The organism is Escherichia sp. E13S3 (assembly GCF_004212325.1).
GTDB lineage: Bacteria > Pseudomonadota > Gammaproteobacteria > Enterobacterales > Enterobacteriaceae > Escherichia.
In genome coordinates this window covers 174,922-189,416 of sequence record NZ_RHJR01000009.1, presented here as the reverse complement: position 1 = coordinate 189,416, position 14,495 = coordinate 174,922, and the positions used below count along the sequence as shown (strand labels likewise).

15 protein-coding genes and 1 pseudogene are annotated in these 14,495 nt (G+C 44.0%); 6 read left to right on the top strand and 10 right to left on the bottom strand.

Annotated features, from left to right (window positions below):
* Positions 1 to 117: 117 nt before the first annotated feature.
* A complete protein-coding gene (gene fliB, locus D9597_RS11135) occupies positions 118 to 1,332 on the top strand; it encodes a flagellin lysine-N-methylase (protein WP_130222480.1) in 1,215 nt (404 codons plus the stop codon).
* A 292-nt stretch (positions 1,333 to 1,624) separates the two neighbouring features.
* On the opposite strand, the gene rhuM is transcribed toward fliB, so the two are convergent.
* From rhuM to D9597_RS11100, 7 genes and pseudogenes are all read right to left on the bottom strand, one after another.
* Positions 1,625 to 2,662: a RhuM family protein gene (rhuM, locus tag D9597_RS11130; RefSeq protein ID WP_130222478.1), complete on the bottom strand. Its 1,038-nt coding sequence runs from the start codon at positions 2,660 to 2,662 to the stop codon at positions 1,625 to 1,627.
* A 173-nt stretch (positions 2,663 to 2,835) separates the two neighbouring features.
* Positions 2,836 to 3,030 (bottom strand): annotated as a pseudogene (locus D9597_RS11125) (restriction endonuclease subunit M); the annotation flags it as partial.
* 114 nt (positions 3,031 to 3,144) lie between these two features.
* Positions 3,145 to 3,486 carry a TA system toxin CbtA family protein gene (locus D9597_RS11120; RefSeq protein ID WP_130222476.1) on the bottom strand — a complete coding sequence of 114 codons (342 nt, stop codon included), beginning with the start codon at positions 3,484 to 3,486 and terminating at the stop codon, positions 3,145 to 3,147.
* A 30-nt stretch (positions 3,487 to 3,516) separates the two neighbouring features.
* Positions 3,517 to 3,852 (bottom strand): type IV toxin-antitoxin system YeeU family antitoxin, encoded by a 336-nt coding sequence (locus D9597_RS11115; RefSeq protein ID WP_130222474.1) that lies wholly within the window; start codon positions 3,850 to 3,852, stop codon positions 3,517 to 3,519.
* On the bottom strand, positions 3,852 to 4,325 hold the full coding sequence (gene radC / locus D9597_RS11110; RefSeq protein WP_130222472.1) for a DNA repair protein RadC: 474 nt from the start codon (positions 4,323 to 4,325) through the stop codon (positions 3,852 to 3,854). The genes D9597_RS11115 and radC overlap by 1 nt, the downstream gene beginning before the upstream one ends.
* 29 nt (positions 4,326 to 4,354) lie before the next feature.
* Positions 4,355 to 5,173: a DUF932 domain-containing protein gene (locus D9597_RS11105; protein WP_063119768.1), complete on the bottom strand. Its 819-nt coding sequence runs from the start codon at positions 5,171 to 5,173 to the stop codon at positions 4,355 to 4,357.
* A 235-nt stretch (positions 5,174 to 5,408) separates the two neighbouring features.
* Complete coding sequence (locus D9597_RS11100) at positions 5,409 to 6,362, bottom strand: hypothetical protein (protein WP_130222470.1); 954 nt, start codon at positions 6,360 to 6,362, stop codon at positions 5,409 to 5,411.
* A gap of 592 nt (positions 6,363 to 6,954) precedes the next feature.
* Between D9597_RS11100 and D9597_RS11095 the strand changes: the two genes are divergently transcribed.
* Both D9597_RS11095 and D9597_RS11090 read left to right on the top strand, forming a co-directional pair.
* Positions 6,955 to 7,569, top strand: coding sequence for an inovirus Gp2 family protein (locus tag D9597_RS11095; RefSeq protein WP_130222468.1), 615 nt, complete (start codon positions 6,955 to 6,957; stop codon positions 7,567 to 7,569).
* 117 nt (positions 7,570 to 7,686) lie between these two features.
* Positions 7,687 to 7,905, top strand: coding sequence for an AlpA family phage regulatory protein (locus D9597_RS11090; protein ID WP_001064742.1), 219 nt, complete (start codon positions 7,687 to 7,689; stop codon positions 7,903 to 7,905).
* Between the two features lie 202 nt (positions 7,906 to 8,107).
* Here the strand turns inward: D9597_RS11090 and D9597_RS11085 are convergent, their stop codons facing one another.
* From D9597_RS11085 to D9597_RS11075, 3 genes are read right to left on the bottom strand one after another with little or no spacing between them, the layout of a single operon-like run.
* The gene (locus tag D9597_RS11085) at positions 8,108 to 8,893 is read right to left on the bottom strand and encodes a hypothetical protein (RefSeq protein WP_130222466.1); all 786 of its coding nucleotides are present in this window, start codon (positions 8,891 to 8,893) and stop codon (positions 8,108 to 8,110) included.
* 11 nt (positions 8,894 to 8,904) lie between these two features.
* Complete coding sequence (locus D9597_RS11080) at positions 8,905 to 9,918, bottom strand: GTPase (RefSeq protein WP_130222464.1); 1,014 nt, start codon at positions 9,916 to 9,918, stop codon at positions 8,905 to 8,907.
* Between the two features lie 38 nt (positions 9,919 to 9,956).
* On the bottom strand, positions 9,957 to 10,640 hold the full coding sequence (locus D9597_RS11075) for a WYL domain-containing protein (RefSeq protein ID WP_205712909.1): 684 nt from the start codon (positions 10,638 to 10,640) through the stop codon (positions 9,957 to 9,959).
* 442 nt (positions 10,641 to 11,082) lie between these two features.
* Here D9597_RS11075 and D9597_RS11070 point away from each other — a divergent pair, with 442 nt between their 5' ends.
* Genes D9597_RS11070 through D9597_RS11060 form a run of 3 tightly spaced genes read left to right on the top strand, consistent with a single transcriptional unit; the run spans position 11,083 to position 14,487 of the window.
* Entirely contained in the window at positions 11,083 to 12,183 is a 1,101-nt protein-coding gene (locus tag D9597_RS11070) for an ABC-three component system protein (RefSeq protein WP_130222462.1), read from the top strand.
* The gene (locus D9597_RS11065) at positions 12,173 to 12,658 is read left to right on the top strand and encodes an ABC-three component system middle component 2 (protein WP_130222460.1); all 486 of its coding nucleotides are present in this window, start codon (positions 12,173 to 12,175) and stop codon (positions 12,656 to 12,658) included. The genes D9597_RS11070 and D9597_RS11065 overlap by 11 nt, the downstream gene beginning before the upstream one ends.
* Positions 12,659 to 12,660: 2 nt before the next feature.
* Positions 12,661 to 14,487 carry a hypothetical protein gene (locus D9597_RS11060; RefSeq protein WP_130222458.1) on the top strand — a complete coding sequence of 609 codons (1,827 nt, stop codon included), beginning with the start codon at positions 12,661 to 12,663 and terminating at the stop codon, positions 14,485 to 14,487.
* The last annotated feature ends 8 nt before the right edge of the window (positions 14,488 to 14,495 follow it).

The window sequence follows — 14,495 nt, the reverse complement described above, 5'->3', positions numbered from 1 at the left end:
TTTGATGGGGCGAGCATTTATGAAACGAGTGAAATACTTGTTAAACCGTCAGGTTATGACGTTATCATTTTGTTCTGACAGCGTGCTACTGTTCGCTTTTTAAACGCGATGAATGTTATGCAAATCCATAAAGTAGTAACCCCCGAGTTTGTGAAGAAGTTTGCCTGCGTCGGCCCCAGCTGCCTGATTTCCTGCTGTCAGGGATGGCAGATACACATCGACAAGAAAACCCATCATACTTACCTCAACGAACAACACCCGAAAATTGCCCTGTTGGCGAAAGAGAATTTATTACGGGTGAGAAATGGTAAAAGCCGCTATTCGATAATCAAACTGGACGCGCAGGGTCAGTGTCCGTTTCTCGATGAAAATAAATTCTGCCTGGTCCATCGCGATCTGGGAGAAAAAGCACTTTCAGAAACCTGTTCTACTTATCCACGTAGCAAAAAGTACTACGCGGATACAACTCGCCATTCGATGGTGCTCTCATGTCCAGAAGTAGCCCGACTGGTATTGTTTGATGCCGACAGCATGTTAGTGCACGAACAGGATGATCTGTTGGCGAAGGCGAAAAACACCTTCACCGCCAGGCAGCCGGTTAATCAGATCCACCAGATTGTGCATCTCTTTGCCTGGCACCTCCTGCAGGCGCCATCGTTGAACGTTGAAGAAAACCTGATGGCGTTGGCACAGTTTATGGTTTACCTGCAGCGCATTGAGTTCGATCTGCACAACCATTTTGCGCAGGCTGAACAGTACCATCAGGAGCTATTAAGCGAGCTGGCGGCAGGTATTAGCCTGATGAGCCAATCAACGCCTACGGAGTCGGTGGGATTGAAGGTGCGTGCGCTGACGGTATTGGGGTCGCTTGTCGCGAATAAGAGCAGCAGGGATCGTATTATTGCTGACGCGCATCGAAAGATGGCGGTGTATTTAGACGTAGCAAACAGCCCGGATAAGCAGGCTCTGGCTGACAAGTTTGCTGTCCTGAATAAACAGTGGCAGCAGCTTTGCCAGGATTCTATCCTCAGTGCTCCGCATGTATTGCGCAATTTACTGACCTACAAAATATACCACTGCCATTTTCCGGATGCTGATTTCTCAACGGTCATGCGCCAGGTTTACCGTTTAATTCTCGACTATTTCTATATTAAGCATTTGTTGAGTCTGACATCGCTGGAAGCAACTCTGGATGAGGCAACGGTACTGAAAATTGTGGCGAGCCTTGCCGAGTCAACCTTGCATTCGTCAACGATAAACCAGCGAATGAATGAAGCGATCGACATGATCAATGCCGGGGACGATCTCTCCTGCCTGCTGTTGATTCGTTAAATTCGCCTGTCGGGGACTGGGTTAAGCGTTTGTCTGGCATGTCGCTTCCGCTGTAATAAATATTAAGAACAACTTCAGTAAAGCAGGTTGAATCATGAACAGAAGAAATTATCTGCTTTAAACGGTATTACAAGGGATTGGTAAACGTCAGAAGAGGCATTTTGGCGATCACAGGAGTCGCATTTGATGGTTAACTTATTGATCTAATGTTTATATTTTGAATTGGATAAATGAGTAACCCCCATAAGTACCCCCAAATGGTTTTGCGTGTGGAGTTTGGGGGGATTCCGGGCTACTTTTTCGACTCTTTATTCCACTGTAGCAAACTGGCGATATCCTTCTCGCCTTCGGCTTCTTTTAAGCGCCGTTGTTGTTCGGCAAACTGAACATACTCCGCCTGCGCTTTTTCATCGGCCATTTTCTTGCTGATTTTACCCGCGCCTTGTAGAACCTCTCGGTCGTTAAATTGCAGGAACTGATCCAGCTTATCCTGCCAGTCGCGCAAAAAGACCTGCTGACGACGACGGGCCTGATCCTCGGCAAAGTCCAGCCACATATTAACCACACGATTAAGTTCGCTGACCTCATCCTGGGTGAGATAATTTTTTGCCACCGTCACGTCGCCCTTACGTACCTCTTCACCTTTATAACTGGTCAAACCCATGTGCGGCTGGCTGGCATCTGCTCGTTTGTGGATGAGTTCCGCAGCCGTATGCCCGGTACAGGCAAAATGCAGTTTATTCTGGATGGTTTGAAAAAATTGCGTGGTTTCTTTTAGTGATAGTTGATAGTCGGCAGCTAAAGCAAAGATCTCCCGCACCCGCAAATATACCCGACGCTCGCTGGCGCGAATATCGCGGATGCGTTCGAGCATCTCATCAAAATAGTCGGGCACAACCGATGAACCGACAGGCGGATTCTTCAGCCGCTCATCGTCCATCACAAAACCTTTGATCAGGTATTCCTGAAGCGTCTGCGTTGCCCACTGGCGGAATTGCGTGCCTCGAGGCGAGCGAACGCGATAGCCGACAGCGAGAATGGCTTCGAGGTTGTAATGGTCTATCTCTCTGGAAACCTGACGTTTTCCTTCCTGGCGAACTATCCGGAATTTCCGGATGGTTGAGTTTTGACCAAGTTCACCTTCGGAAAATATATTGATTAAATGTTCGTTAATGGTGCGAACATCTTTATCGTACAGTTCAGCCATTGCCGCCTGGGATAACCAGATTGTGTCTGACTCAAAGCGACATTCAACACGCACTCTTCCGTCACCACTGGCAAACATAATAAATTCGCCTGCTGGGGGCTGGGTTAAGTCTTTGTCTGACATGTCGCCTCCGTTAAAATCAAATCCGTAATGCTATAACTCACGTAGTATGCCAGAGAACTGTATGTGAACAGTGTTATTTTGATGATAACGCTGACGGATAGTACTTCGCTACAATGTCATTCATCTTATCCACCAGAGCCAGTTGCTTGAATGTGATATACCCACTGGCTGCGGTATCCATTACACATTGCCCAGGTTCCAGCCACATCACCGCCAATACTGGATGTCAGGCTGGAGATATCATCAAGTTTTTGGATTAACGTCGTTATCTGGTTCAGTGCACTATCACGCCCCGTCACAATACGCTCAATACTGGTCGAGCATATTAGTTCGTTATGATCGGTTAAGACTTCAGCTTCTGTTTGCATAATCTTTTGTCCGTATTAAAGCAAATGCGCCAGCCATGAACTGTAGGCGCATTATGCAGGGAGATATGAGAGAAGTAATTTTGGCGATGTAAATCGGGAAGACGGCTCGCAGATTCACCGTGTCGCCGTGTTATGGCAGCGGCGCAGCAGACCTGTAGCCTGCCGCGCCCGTAAAATATCGACCGCACGAAGATAAGGCGTCTGTTCCTGCCAGCTAAATCCTTTCCTGTCGATACGGATCAATTGGTACTTCTCCACCAAAAAATTGATGGCATCAACCAAAGTGATTCCGGCATCTATGTGTTCCTGAATCACCTTTTCATTGTTGAATGGTGTGTCATTAAGATTCAGCCCGTAGTGCTGCTCCAGCAGGCGGGCCAGTAATGTTTGCCAGACCACGACAGGCGACAGATATGACGTCGTCGCCCGCAGCGTCGTTGCAGGTATAATTTTCATAACAATGTTCCGTATTAAGGAGGTTAAAACTCAGCGTTGAATGGGATAAATAGCGATATAGACGTAACCACAGGAACCCAGCGTATCGGCTTCGCAGGTCAGCCCTTTGGCGTGTAGCGTGACGGTACGTTGTTGGCAGGGGGAGAGTTCACCGTCAGCCAGTTTCAGCTCCCGTTGTTTCATCAGCACCGGGAAAGCCTGGTCGATATGCAGCAGATCCGGGGAGCTGAATTTCCCGGTGATTGCGGCCCGATCAGCCAGGTAATTCAGGTTATGTCTTTCCTGTACCAGTCGTGCAGTGAAGCGTGGTGTAACGGTACAGGGAAGCCCCCATTCTTGTTGCATGACCTTGTCCTTTTGCAGCATTACAGCCAGCCCCGTTCGGCAAAAGAGAAGACGTCACCCGCCCCAATAATGAAATGATCCAGCACCCTCACATTCACCAAATCCAGTGTCTTAACAATATTCGTTGTAATAAGTCTGTCGGCCCGACTGGGTTCCGTCACGCCGGAGGGATGGTTATGCGCAAGGATCACTGCTGCGGCATTGTGCCGTAGCGCAGATTTCACAATCTCACGGGGATGTACTTCTGTGCTGTTAATCGTGCCGAGAAATAGCGTTTCGTGTTCCAGCAGTCGGTTCTGGTTATCGAGATAGAGCACAACAAACATTTCCCGCTCCTGTCGTGCCAGATGCAGTTGCAGCCAGGTTTTTGTGGCGTCAGAGGAAAGAAAAGATTCGCCAGGATTGCGTTGATATTTCTCCAGCAGACGCATCGCACGGCGGATAACGCGTTGTTCACTCACCGAAAATACCGGTGTCAGCATCAGTTCAGACATTGTGTTTCCTTTACTATTAATAGCGTTGTTTATGAGGCCAGTTGCAACATGTTTTCAGCCATCACCCACAGGGCGCGGTTGAGCCTGACATCGCCGTCGATGCCTTTAATGGCGCGGGTGTGCGTGCGACCACCTTTTGCCGTCCGCCCGTTTAAACCACCTTTGATCAGGTTCTCCTGAATACGCTGGTAGGTCGTCCACAGATCGCCGGATTCATCCTGCCAGCGGCGCGGAGCCAGCAACTGGGATTCCGTCACTGGCTGGTGCTCTTCGCCAAAGCGGTAAGTCAGCGCCGCCTTTGCCAGCGCCTGTTGCGCAGGGGGTGGCAGCATCAGCGACTGCATGGCATCGCGTTTCTCTTCAACCTGGTCAAAAACACTGAGGACTTCATAAGCGCCTTCAATCACTTTCTCCACCACATTGCCTTTATGCGGTACCCGTACTTCACCAAACGACTCGCCACAGACCAGCCCGTTACAACAAACAGAACGGAACAGCCCTGGCAGCATCTGATAAGAACTGGAACCGTCATGGCTGTTGAGCAGAATAATTTCCGGCACCTGGTTGCGAGTGATCTGGTCTTCCCGGCGCAGACGCAGCATGTGTTTTGTATGCTCACGTTTACCCACATCACGAACGCGGGTCTGGCAGGCAAAGAAAGGATGAAATCCTTCACGCTGGAGGTTATCGAGCAGAGTAATGGTGGGAATATAGGTATAGCGTTCGCTGCGTGATTCGTGCTTATTTTCCCCAAATACGCTGGGGACATACTGCATCAGTTCGTCATGCGTTAATGGGCGATCGCGACGGATTTGATTTACGTGACCAAAGCGGCTGGCTAATTTCATGGTGAATTCCTTAATAAAGAATATAAAAAACAGGCCGCATCTTCTGAAAAATTGCGGCTAATTTAATGCGTGATTAAAACGGACGGTAGTATAGGTGGGATAAAATAACAGGTACGTGCAGATATTAAATTACATTCCGGTAGTGCATATATGAAAGTGATATAGTGCTGAAATAATACATATCTGAATTCTCCCGGTGATAGTCACCGGGAGAATTTAAGTTTGAAATGACACCTCAACCACGGGATAATCTTGTTTCTATTCCCTGAACTCTTTCGTCTATTAACCTTTCAATAACAGATATTTTATCTGACTTGTAAAATTTAACCAGAAAATCCAGACGCTCTTTATGCGTATCACTGATAGACTCCCGTTCCCGTTTTTCAGAAAGTTTACGTCTGAAGTTTTTTTGGTAAAACGCTTTATTTATTTTCTTTACCGCTTTCTGCTGGAGATCATCATCCGCTGACCATAAATCCAGCATGGCATAAACGGCGTGATAGGTTTCTACACTATTAAGTGGTTCCGGGATCTGAACGGGGTCCAACTGGCTTCCTATATTACTACCGTGCTCTTTCTGGAATTTATTAATGTAATTATAAGCCCATATACAGACTTCGTCATTATCCTCATTAAGCCAGCGTAATTTTATTCTCTGATGTTCATTTGCCCTCCAGAATACAAGCCTCTCATATAGCCACTGTCTCATCAACGGTGCCTGATTAGTCTCAATATTAATATAGTCCAGTAATGCAACGATGATTGAGTATCTTTCGCTATGGCTTGCAGGAGAATCTGTTATTCCGGCTTTCTGATACCAGTTAATGTTTAAATTTGTGCCCAGCTTTTCGTTAATTGACTCCATACAGCGGTAATCAAGACACATCACGCCCCATAGCCAGAACGTCGCTCTTTCATTTTCTTTTAACCAACTAAAATATTTCTCCGGCAGAAGCATCGTATTAATCGACAGCTCCAGTGAGCGAATAAAATTACTTCGCTGAATGGGATCGGGATACCCGACCTCGAGGGCTGTATTAATAATTCTCTCCGAAAGAGATGTATCTGGATTGTTCCCGTCAAACGCAAATTGATTTGCTCCCTGAATGTTTTTCCTGATGTACCAGAAAAGAAACCTGCTGGTTCGGATGTCCTTCGCTGCTATTGATGAGCGCACATTAACGGCCATTGTTCTACCTCGTCATCCTTGTTAAATCAGCAAAAAGCAATAGCGTAATTATGACGTGTTTTCGAAGTAAAACCGTAGCAATAAATCAATAAAAGTGGAAAACAAGTAGTAATATCGTGTTATTCCATAGTAATAGAGTACCATTAACGTAGTTTTTTATTTATCACCATACTCACAGCTTCCGCCCGTAGAAAACGGCTGGATAGTCTTAAATTTTTCCACGTATAGCCCTGGTGGCTTTACGGGTGAAACCTCCCAGGATAACGAGTTGACATCTGGAAGATGTCATTCATGACCGCAACTCATAAATTAGATCAATGTATTAATTATAACTTAAGAGTAAAACTCTTTGTCTTCAAGAACAGATAATTAACTACGAACACCAGTAAATACCGGGCTTCTACTCTTTTTATCACCCTTTCTTTATGAATCAATATTGCCGGTATTAATATTATGTTTATCACTCATTCATTAGATTCAGCATATAGAGGGATGACACCAGAGACAGGGAAAAGTAATCCAGATCGGCATAGCTCAGTGAAAAGTTACTACAGCACTTATGGATATGTAACCAACCACAAGGAACTGAAGCATGAAACTGAATGAACGATATGGCAAGCCTAATGCACACTATATGAAACGTCTGGAAGAGATTACTCGCTATGCGATGGATGATTACGCCAGAATACTGGCTTTCAGAGTGGATTTATTACTGCCAGTGGGTAATAGCCATAAAGGGTATGATTCAGCGGTTATTACCCGTTTTATAGCCTCACTGAAAGCACAGATAGCAGCATATTTACAACGGCGCAGGAGAGACGGTAAACGTGTTTACCCCTGTAAGCTGCGATATGCATGGGTAAGAGAATTTGGCGAACTGAATGGCAACAAGCATTATCACATGTTGTTGCTGGTTAATCGGGAAGTATTCAGAAACACCATGCTGAATACGGAGAATTCAGCGCAACCTCGCGGATTGCTGGTGGGAATGGTGGCGCGTGCATGGGCTGTGGCGCTTAGACGTACCGGAGATATGGCAAATAAAGCCCCCTTTCATTTACCGGGCGTCTCTTATGAACTGGACCGCAGAAATGGCACAAATACGGACTTTTTCCGCAGCTACATATACCACATCAGTTATCAGGCGAAGGAGTACACCAAAAACCACGATGACGGTGAACGTAACTTTGGTTGTAGTCAGGGATAAGTAATTTATTACCGGAGAAGTGATTGTAATGGCGGAGTATGCAACATGATCTTAAATCAACGGGTTAGTGTTGCTGCTCCTGTCTTTTATCAACGTAAAGACAGAAGGACAATCGTCATGAACAATCAACCGAATACCGATACTGACCTGATGAATGACAAACTGGTGACGATGGCATTTATTACCACGTTTACTGGCCTGACCGACAAATGGTTTTATAAACTGATTAGTGAAGGCAAGTTTCCAAAGCCTATCAAACTGGGGCGTAGTTCCCGCTGGCGGGAAAGTGAAGTTAAACGCTGGCTGACGGAACGTATTGCAGAATCCCGCTATTAATCCCCCTGACACTATCTCTACACGCTTTACCCGTAACGCTATATCAGTGAGCGCCTGACAGGGCCGTTGCTGTGCATCTATCGACGTGTAACTTCATTATGCCCGGATGAAATACGTTTCGTTTAACGTTGTCGAAAAATAATTAACCGGGGAATAGCCTGATTATTTAGCAGGAATTCCCCGGATGCTGCTACAGGTAAAATTAGGAATTAAATGTCCAGCTACCCGTATCGGTCACAATGTCAGCTTCAATGATACGGTCACACTTCATATATTTGAACGTAGCCACATCACCGAATTTATATTTAGCTGGCAGGGTTCTGTTACCGGCGCTCTCCATTTTACAGTTCCCTCTGTTTACCCGAATGGATTTCAGCACCACATTGTCATCAGTGATAGTGAGCTGAATAACACCATATTTGGTATTCCAGCCTTCATTACTGACGGAGCTGCCGAACTGAACTTTAAATGGTGGTGTCGTAGATTGCTGTGCCTGCTGTTGTTGAGAGGGAGCAGGTTTATTAGCCTGCTGGCTACCAACGCTATTAATGCCATTCTGAAGGAGGCTTCTGGAAACCTTAATGGTACCCGGCTTGCATGATACGGTGCTGGTTTCCTGCCCCATTGCATTCATGACAGTGTAATAAGCATCACCTGTACCATCATATTCTGAGTAATTGACTGCAACCGCGCCTTCGATATCTTCATTTTCTCCACGTAATGTGAAAGAAGCGGTTCCTGCTCCCGGATTAGCCGCCAGAGTCTGTTTCGCTTCGCCGGAAGGAATATCCAGTTTAATAACAGAGCCGCTCTCTTCAGAGTCACCGCTAGGATTTTCAAAACTGATATAAACGGTATTGCTGACGTGGCTGAGTGTCATTTGCTCACCGTTATCCAGCAGACATTGCAGGTCATAGGCCCCGACTGCATAAGCAGGGTGGAATGCAAATAAAGATACAAACAATGCAGATATAATAATTGGTTTCATTAAGCACTTCCCTATCCAAAAAAATGGTCCCAGGCATTACCAGCCCACTCGATAAGTTTGTCTTTACCCTTACGGGTAAGCTCTTTGACAGGCTTTGGTAACGGAAAAGAATCAATAACGTCGTCGAGTATCCCGGAGATTACGCTACCGAAGCCGTTTTTTGCTTCCGTCTTGACCTCTTCGGTTTTGAACTCATCCTTAAACTGCGAAGCCGTGCTACTTTTAGCCCGATCAGGCAAAGCCCGAATAATAGTCTCTACCAGACGAAGAATGTTGTAGCCCTCATCGGCGGAGACAGGTGTCACCGGATAGTGCGTAAAACCAAATCGTTCAGTAATGTAAGCTTCTTTCTTTTCGATGTTGATGCGCTGTGCAGGAGATGGCTGATGCAGATGAGTATCCCACTCGCGGAATGGCTCAATTTTATCAACCTGGTTAAGGACGAATAAAACGCGCTCCCCCCCACCAGCAGGGAGCAGAACATTGTTGTAGAAATGCTCATCCGCAGAAAAGGCCCGATCGTCTCCTTTTATTACCCACAGGATAAGATCCAGGGAGGGAAGCAAATTGCGGTATAAATCTTCATACTCCTTATCCCGCCGGGCATTCTCACCGACACCAGGTATATCAATGATCTTTAGCGAATGTTTGCCGAAGCGTATACGCAATTCCTGAACTTCGCGAGTACATGCCTCAACGTCGCTAACTGCACAAACCTCCCCTTTAAACAGCGCATTACATACGCTGCTTTTCCCCGCGCCAGTTTTTCCCATGACACCAATCACGGGTTCATAGTCGATGGCTTCACTGATTTTGTTCAACAGCTTTTCCCGCAGTGGCTGAGGGAAAATATCAAGAATGTCCCTGATGTCGGGTATGTGCGGTGTGCTATCACCTTTTTGCTCGTTGCTACCATTACGTTCTGGAAATATATTGCCCCACATTCCCAAAATCCCGCCTTCCCTTCTGGTGACGCCACTGGCATCAGTAATCATCCGGCCTTCGCCCTTTACCGGGTCATCCATACGAGGTCTCCTTTTTAATTTGAAATAAACGTTGTCTGTTACTCTCTGAAGGTCTGAATTACGTCACTTATGAAACGAAAGTGAGGGAGGGCTGAAATAAACTCTTCACTGGCAGTCAGAGCGTCAAGTTCAGGCTTTCTGCGAAAAGAGGTATCCAGAACGGTTACGGCGTTAACGTCTTCCATCCGAAACACCTGTAAATTTCTGGTGTGGGTAGCAACAAGAAACCAGTTTTTGGACTGAAATATCAGACGGCGGGGAGCTACTGCTTCGTAGCTTTTACCGTTAACTAATAATGTAACGGCGCGGTAGTCGCGGATAGCTTCCGCCAGTTCCAGAAAACAGGCAGTCTGCGTGACGGGAGAAGATAATGCCCCATGCCCAATAAGACACGGCGATACGCCGGAATTGCTGGCAATCAACCGGATCAACTTGCGGTTCTGAGCCGGAATGATTCCTGAAATTCCTGAATTACGTATAAACGCAAATGTATTGGGTAAGTGCTCCCGGCCTGTTTGGCGGATAAGTCGGTAACTTCCGCTGCGATGCTCAAGATCCAGATGGATCAGGCGTTGCTGAAAATCCCGCTGTAGGGTGCGTTCTGAGACACCAAATTCATCAGCTAATACTTTAAGTTCCAGAGATTCACCAGCCAGTAAGCGGCTGATAATGACTGATAGCCTGACAGACAGGCGGTCATGATGATCATGCTGTGTTTTCATGGTGGGGACAGTCCTGTTCTCCCAAAATATCATGGTATTGATACGGGAGATTATGCCGTACAGGTACGACATGTTATGTCGTACTAAATTGAGATGAATGGAAAAATGATGAAATAATTAAATACATTTAACTAATTGAAGTTAATAATATTATTTCTTGTTTGAGAGTGCCATCTTCAACATCACGACACGTCCTGTCAGATTCCCTAATGCCGAACAGAGGAGATCTGTTTCATAGTTATGAAAATTTTTATCGAGCAATGAACGTATAATTTGTGATTAGGCTGGTTAAACAACCTAAAAACGATCAGCTATGATGAGATTTTCTTTCAGCTAGGGTAGCGACAAAAAGCACGGTATAATCATAAATCTCTAATTAATCAATTGGTTGAAAAATGATCAGCAAATAAAGCGATATGGTAGTACCTATGAGGGATGTCAGATGATTTTAGAAAGTGATCTAAGAGATATACACCCTAAATGGGCCGGTGGGGTTCCATCAACTATGCATATACAGGATGGGCTACCCATTCCTAAGTCAGTACGAGTTCAATCTTTCAGCCCTGCTGAATGGGAGGAGTTCACTGAAGAATGGGCCAATTATCTTAAAAATGAATATATAACCGTTAGACGTTTTGGTGGTTCAGGGGATCTTGGTATTGATATCGCTGGTTTTTGTTCAAAAAACGGTTTTGAAGCGGTATGGGACAATTATCAATGCAAACGGTATGATCATCCTCTCAGGCCCGGGGAGGTTTGGGTTGAGATGGGTAAGATCATTTACTATTCATTTCTAGGAGAATATTTGCCGCCACGTAAACATTTTTTTGTCTGTTCTCAGGGAATCGGAACAAGTCTTGAGCAGTTGCTAAATAAGCCCACTGAATTAAAAGAAAAATTAGCTGAAAATTGGGGTAAAAATTGCCAAGACAAAATTTCATCTGTCAAAGATGTCCCATTGACTGGTGAGTTAAAAACCTACTTTGATATGTTTGATTTCACTATATTCTCTTCAAAATCATTAGTTGAACTTATTGAAGTACACTCAAAAACAGTTTTTCACTCAGTCCGATTTGGTGGTGGATTGCCGTGTCGTCCGAATCCAGATTTGCCGCCAGATAAACCAGCCGATAATGAGAGTCGCTACCTTCGTCAACTCCTTGATGCTTATGGAGATCATTTGGGTACCCATTTTCCTGATTCTACTTTCTTAGATTCACATAACCAGTTTAAAAGAGACTACCTACGTCAGCGTGAGCGTTTTTACCATGCCGAGTCACTGAAAAATTTTGCGCGAGATACAGTTCCTGCGGGAACATTTGATCAATTACAGGATGAAATTTTTCATGGAGTTATTGATGTATGTGAAGATTTCCATGACAGTGGATTCGAAAGGATGAAAGCAACAATCAAGCAAGCAACCATCATCGCGGTAACATCTAACCCTTTAGTATCGTCTTTTAAAACTCAAGATCGTCAAGGTATTTGTCACCAATTGGCTAACGATGATCGTTTGAATTGGGTTCCTAATAATGAAACATAATTTATATACAGAGCCATTCAATAGTCCTTTTGAAGCTGGTGTACGTTCACTTGCGATTTTAGTTGCGGCATTTCCTGAAGCCTATGACTTACAACGGCTCGTTGAAATGGATTACCTCGTTGTTCATTCAGGCGATGTTAACGGCCCGGCAAGCCTACATGCACCTCTACCTATGCGTGCAGGTGAATTACTAGTAAGGCATGGTTTGATTGAAAAAGGATTACTGCTCATGATTAGCAGGGGATTAGTGCAAAGAGTTGCAGCAAGGGATGGATTTAGATATCAGGCGGGGGAGGTTGCAGCTCCTTTTATGGCATCTCTTACAACTGAATATTCATGTAGATTAAAAAGATGTGCAGAGTGGGCGGTTGTACAATTTAATGATTTAACAATTCAGGAAATACGGAACATTACACATCGATTCTTTCAACAATGGTCGAGTCAGTTCCAAAATATTCAGTTATCTGGAGGATAATTATGGCTGATAATTATTTGCAAATTCGCAAGCTTGTATTTCGGGGGCCAAATAAAGAATCAGTTTTGTCTTTTTCTGAAGGGGTCAACTCGATTTGCGGTGCTTCAGATACAGGCAAGTCTTTTATTGCGGAATCTCTTGATTTCATGTTGGGGGGAAAGAAGCTCCGGGAAATTGTAGAACTATCCGCCTACACGGAGATTGAACTCTATTTAGTTAGTAATGCTGGAAAACGTTGGTGTCTTCATCGTGCAGTTGCTGGTGGAAATTTTACTCTAACTGATTTGGATGACCATAATTTAAAAGACGTACCTCTTAAACAAAAGCACATACAAGGAAAAATAGATAATCTATCAGGCTTTATACTTGAGCAGCTTGGGTTATTTAATAAAAAGATATTAAAAAGTCGTGATAAGGCAACAACTCGAGGGTTAAGTTTTCGAGATTTAGCCAGATTAGCACTGATTCAGGAAGATGAAATACAAAAGAAAGGCTCGCCTTTTTTATCCGATAATCCCACAAATAAAACCTCTGAGTTAGCAACCTTAAAGCTTTTGCTTACAGGTGTAGATGATGCATCAATAAAAAACATTAAAGATACTAATACTGATACTTCAGCACAGATCGTATTAATAGATGAATTTATTATTGAGCTAAATAATGAAATTGATGATTTAGGTATAGTTCGCAGCGATATATTATCGCAGTTTAGCCGTCTTGAACAGATAATTATGCTACAGCGTAATTATCTTGCTTCTCAACAAGAGGAACTTAATAATCTGTTATTGGAAAGGGGGAAATATTATGAAGCTAAAAATAACATCCAGAAGCGGTTAGATGAAATCTCTGAACTATTAGCTAGGTTCACTCTACTATATGAGCATTATGTAGTAGACATTGATCGTCTCAAATCAATTCAGGAAAGTGGGTTGATTTTTATGCATGTTGAAGCAGTACCTTGTCCTCATTGTGGAGCTAGTCCAGATCATCAAGATCTGGAAAAAATATGTGATGGGGACGTTAATTCTATTATCAACTCAGCTACAGCTGAGATAGTTAAAATTGAAAAGTTGTTGGGTGAGCTAAATAATACAGTATCGGATCTTCGTGGTGAAGAGCAACATCTAAAAAAAGAATATTCAAAATGTGAGGAAACTTATCAGCATTTAGATAAAACAATTCGAGATATAGTTGCTCCAAAAGTTGATAATTTTAGTCATGCTTATACAGCATTAGTTGATAAAAAATCTGAAATTCAAAGGTCTGTTGATTTATTTATAAGAAGAGATCGACTGGAAAAAAGAAAAGCCGATTTATTGAATAAAAGTTGTATTGTACATGAGAAAACTCAGTTGGAAATTGGTCCCTCTGATTCTGTAATGCATAACCTTTCATTGAAAATTTCCTCCATACTAAAAGCATGGAATTTCCCTGGTGAATGCAACGTATTTTACGACAAAGTTGCTTCAGACTTTGTGATAGATGGTAAGCCAAGAGGAAGTCGAGGAAAGGGACTACGAGCTATTACACATGCAGCAGTTAGTGTCGCATTACTAGAGTTTTGTCAGGAGGAGGGGTTATCTCACCCCGGTTTCCTTGTTTTAGATTCACCTCTCCTCGCCTATTATAAACCTGAAGGTGAAGATGATGCTGCTTTACAAGGAACTGATCTTAAAGAAAAATTCTATGAATATCTTTCTAAGTATCATACTAATAATAGTCAAATAATAGTGATTGAGAATCCTCATCCTCCTGAAAACATGAGCGAAAAGATTACTACGACAATTTTTACTAACAACCCTAAAATTGGTCGTCAGGGGTTACTATAGATAATTTT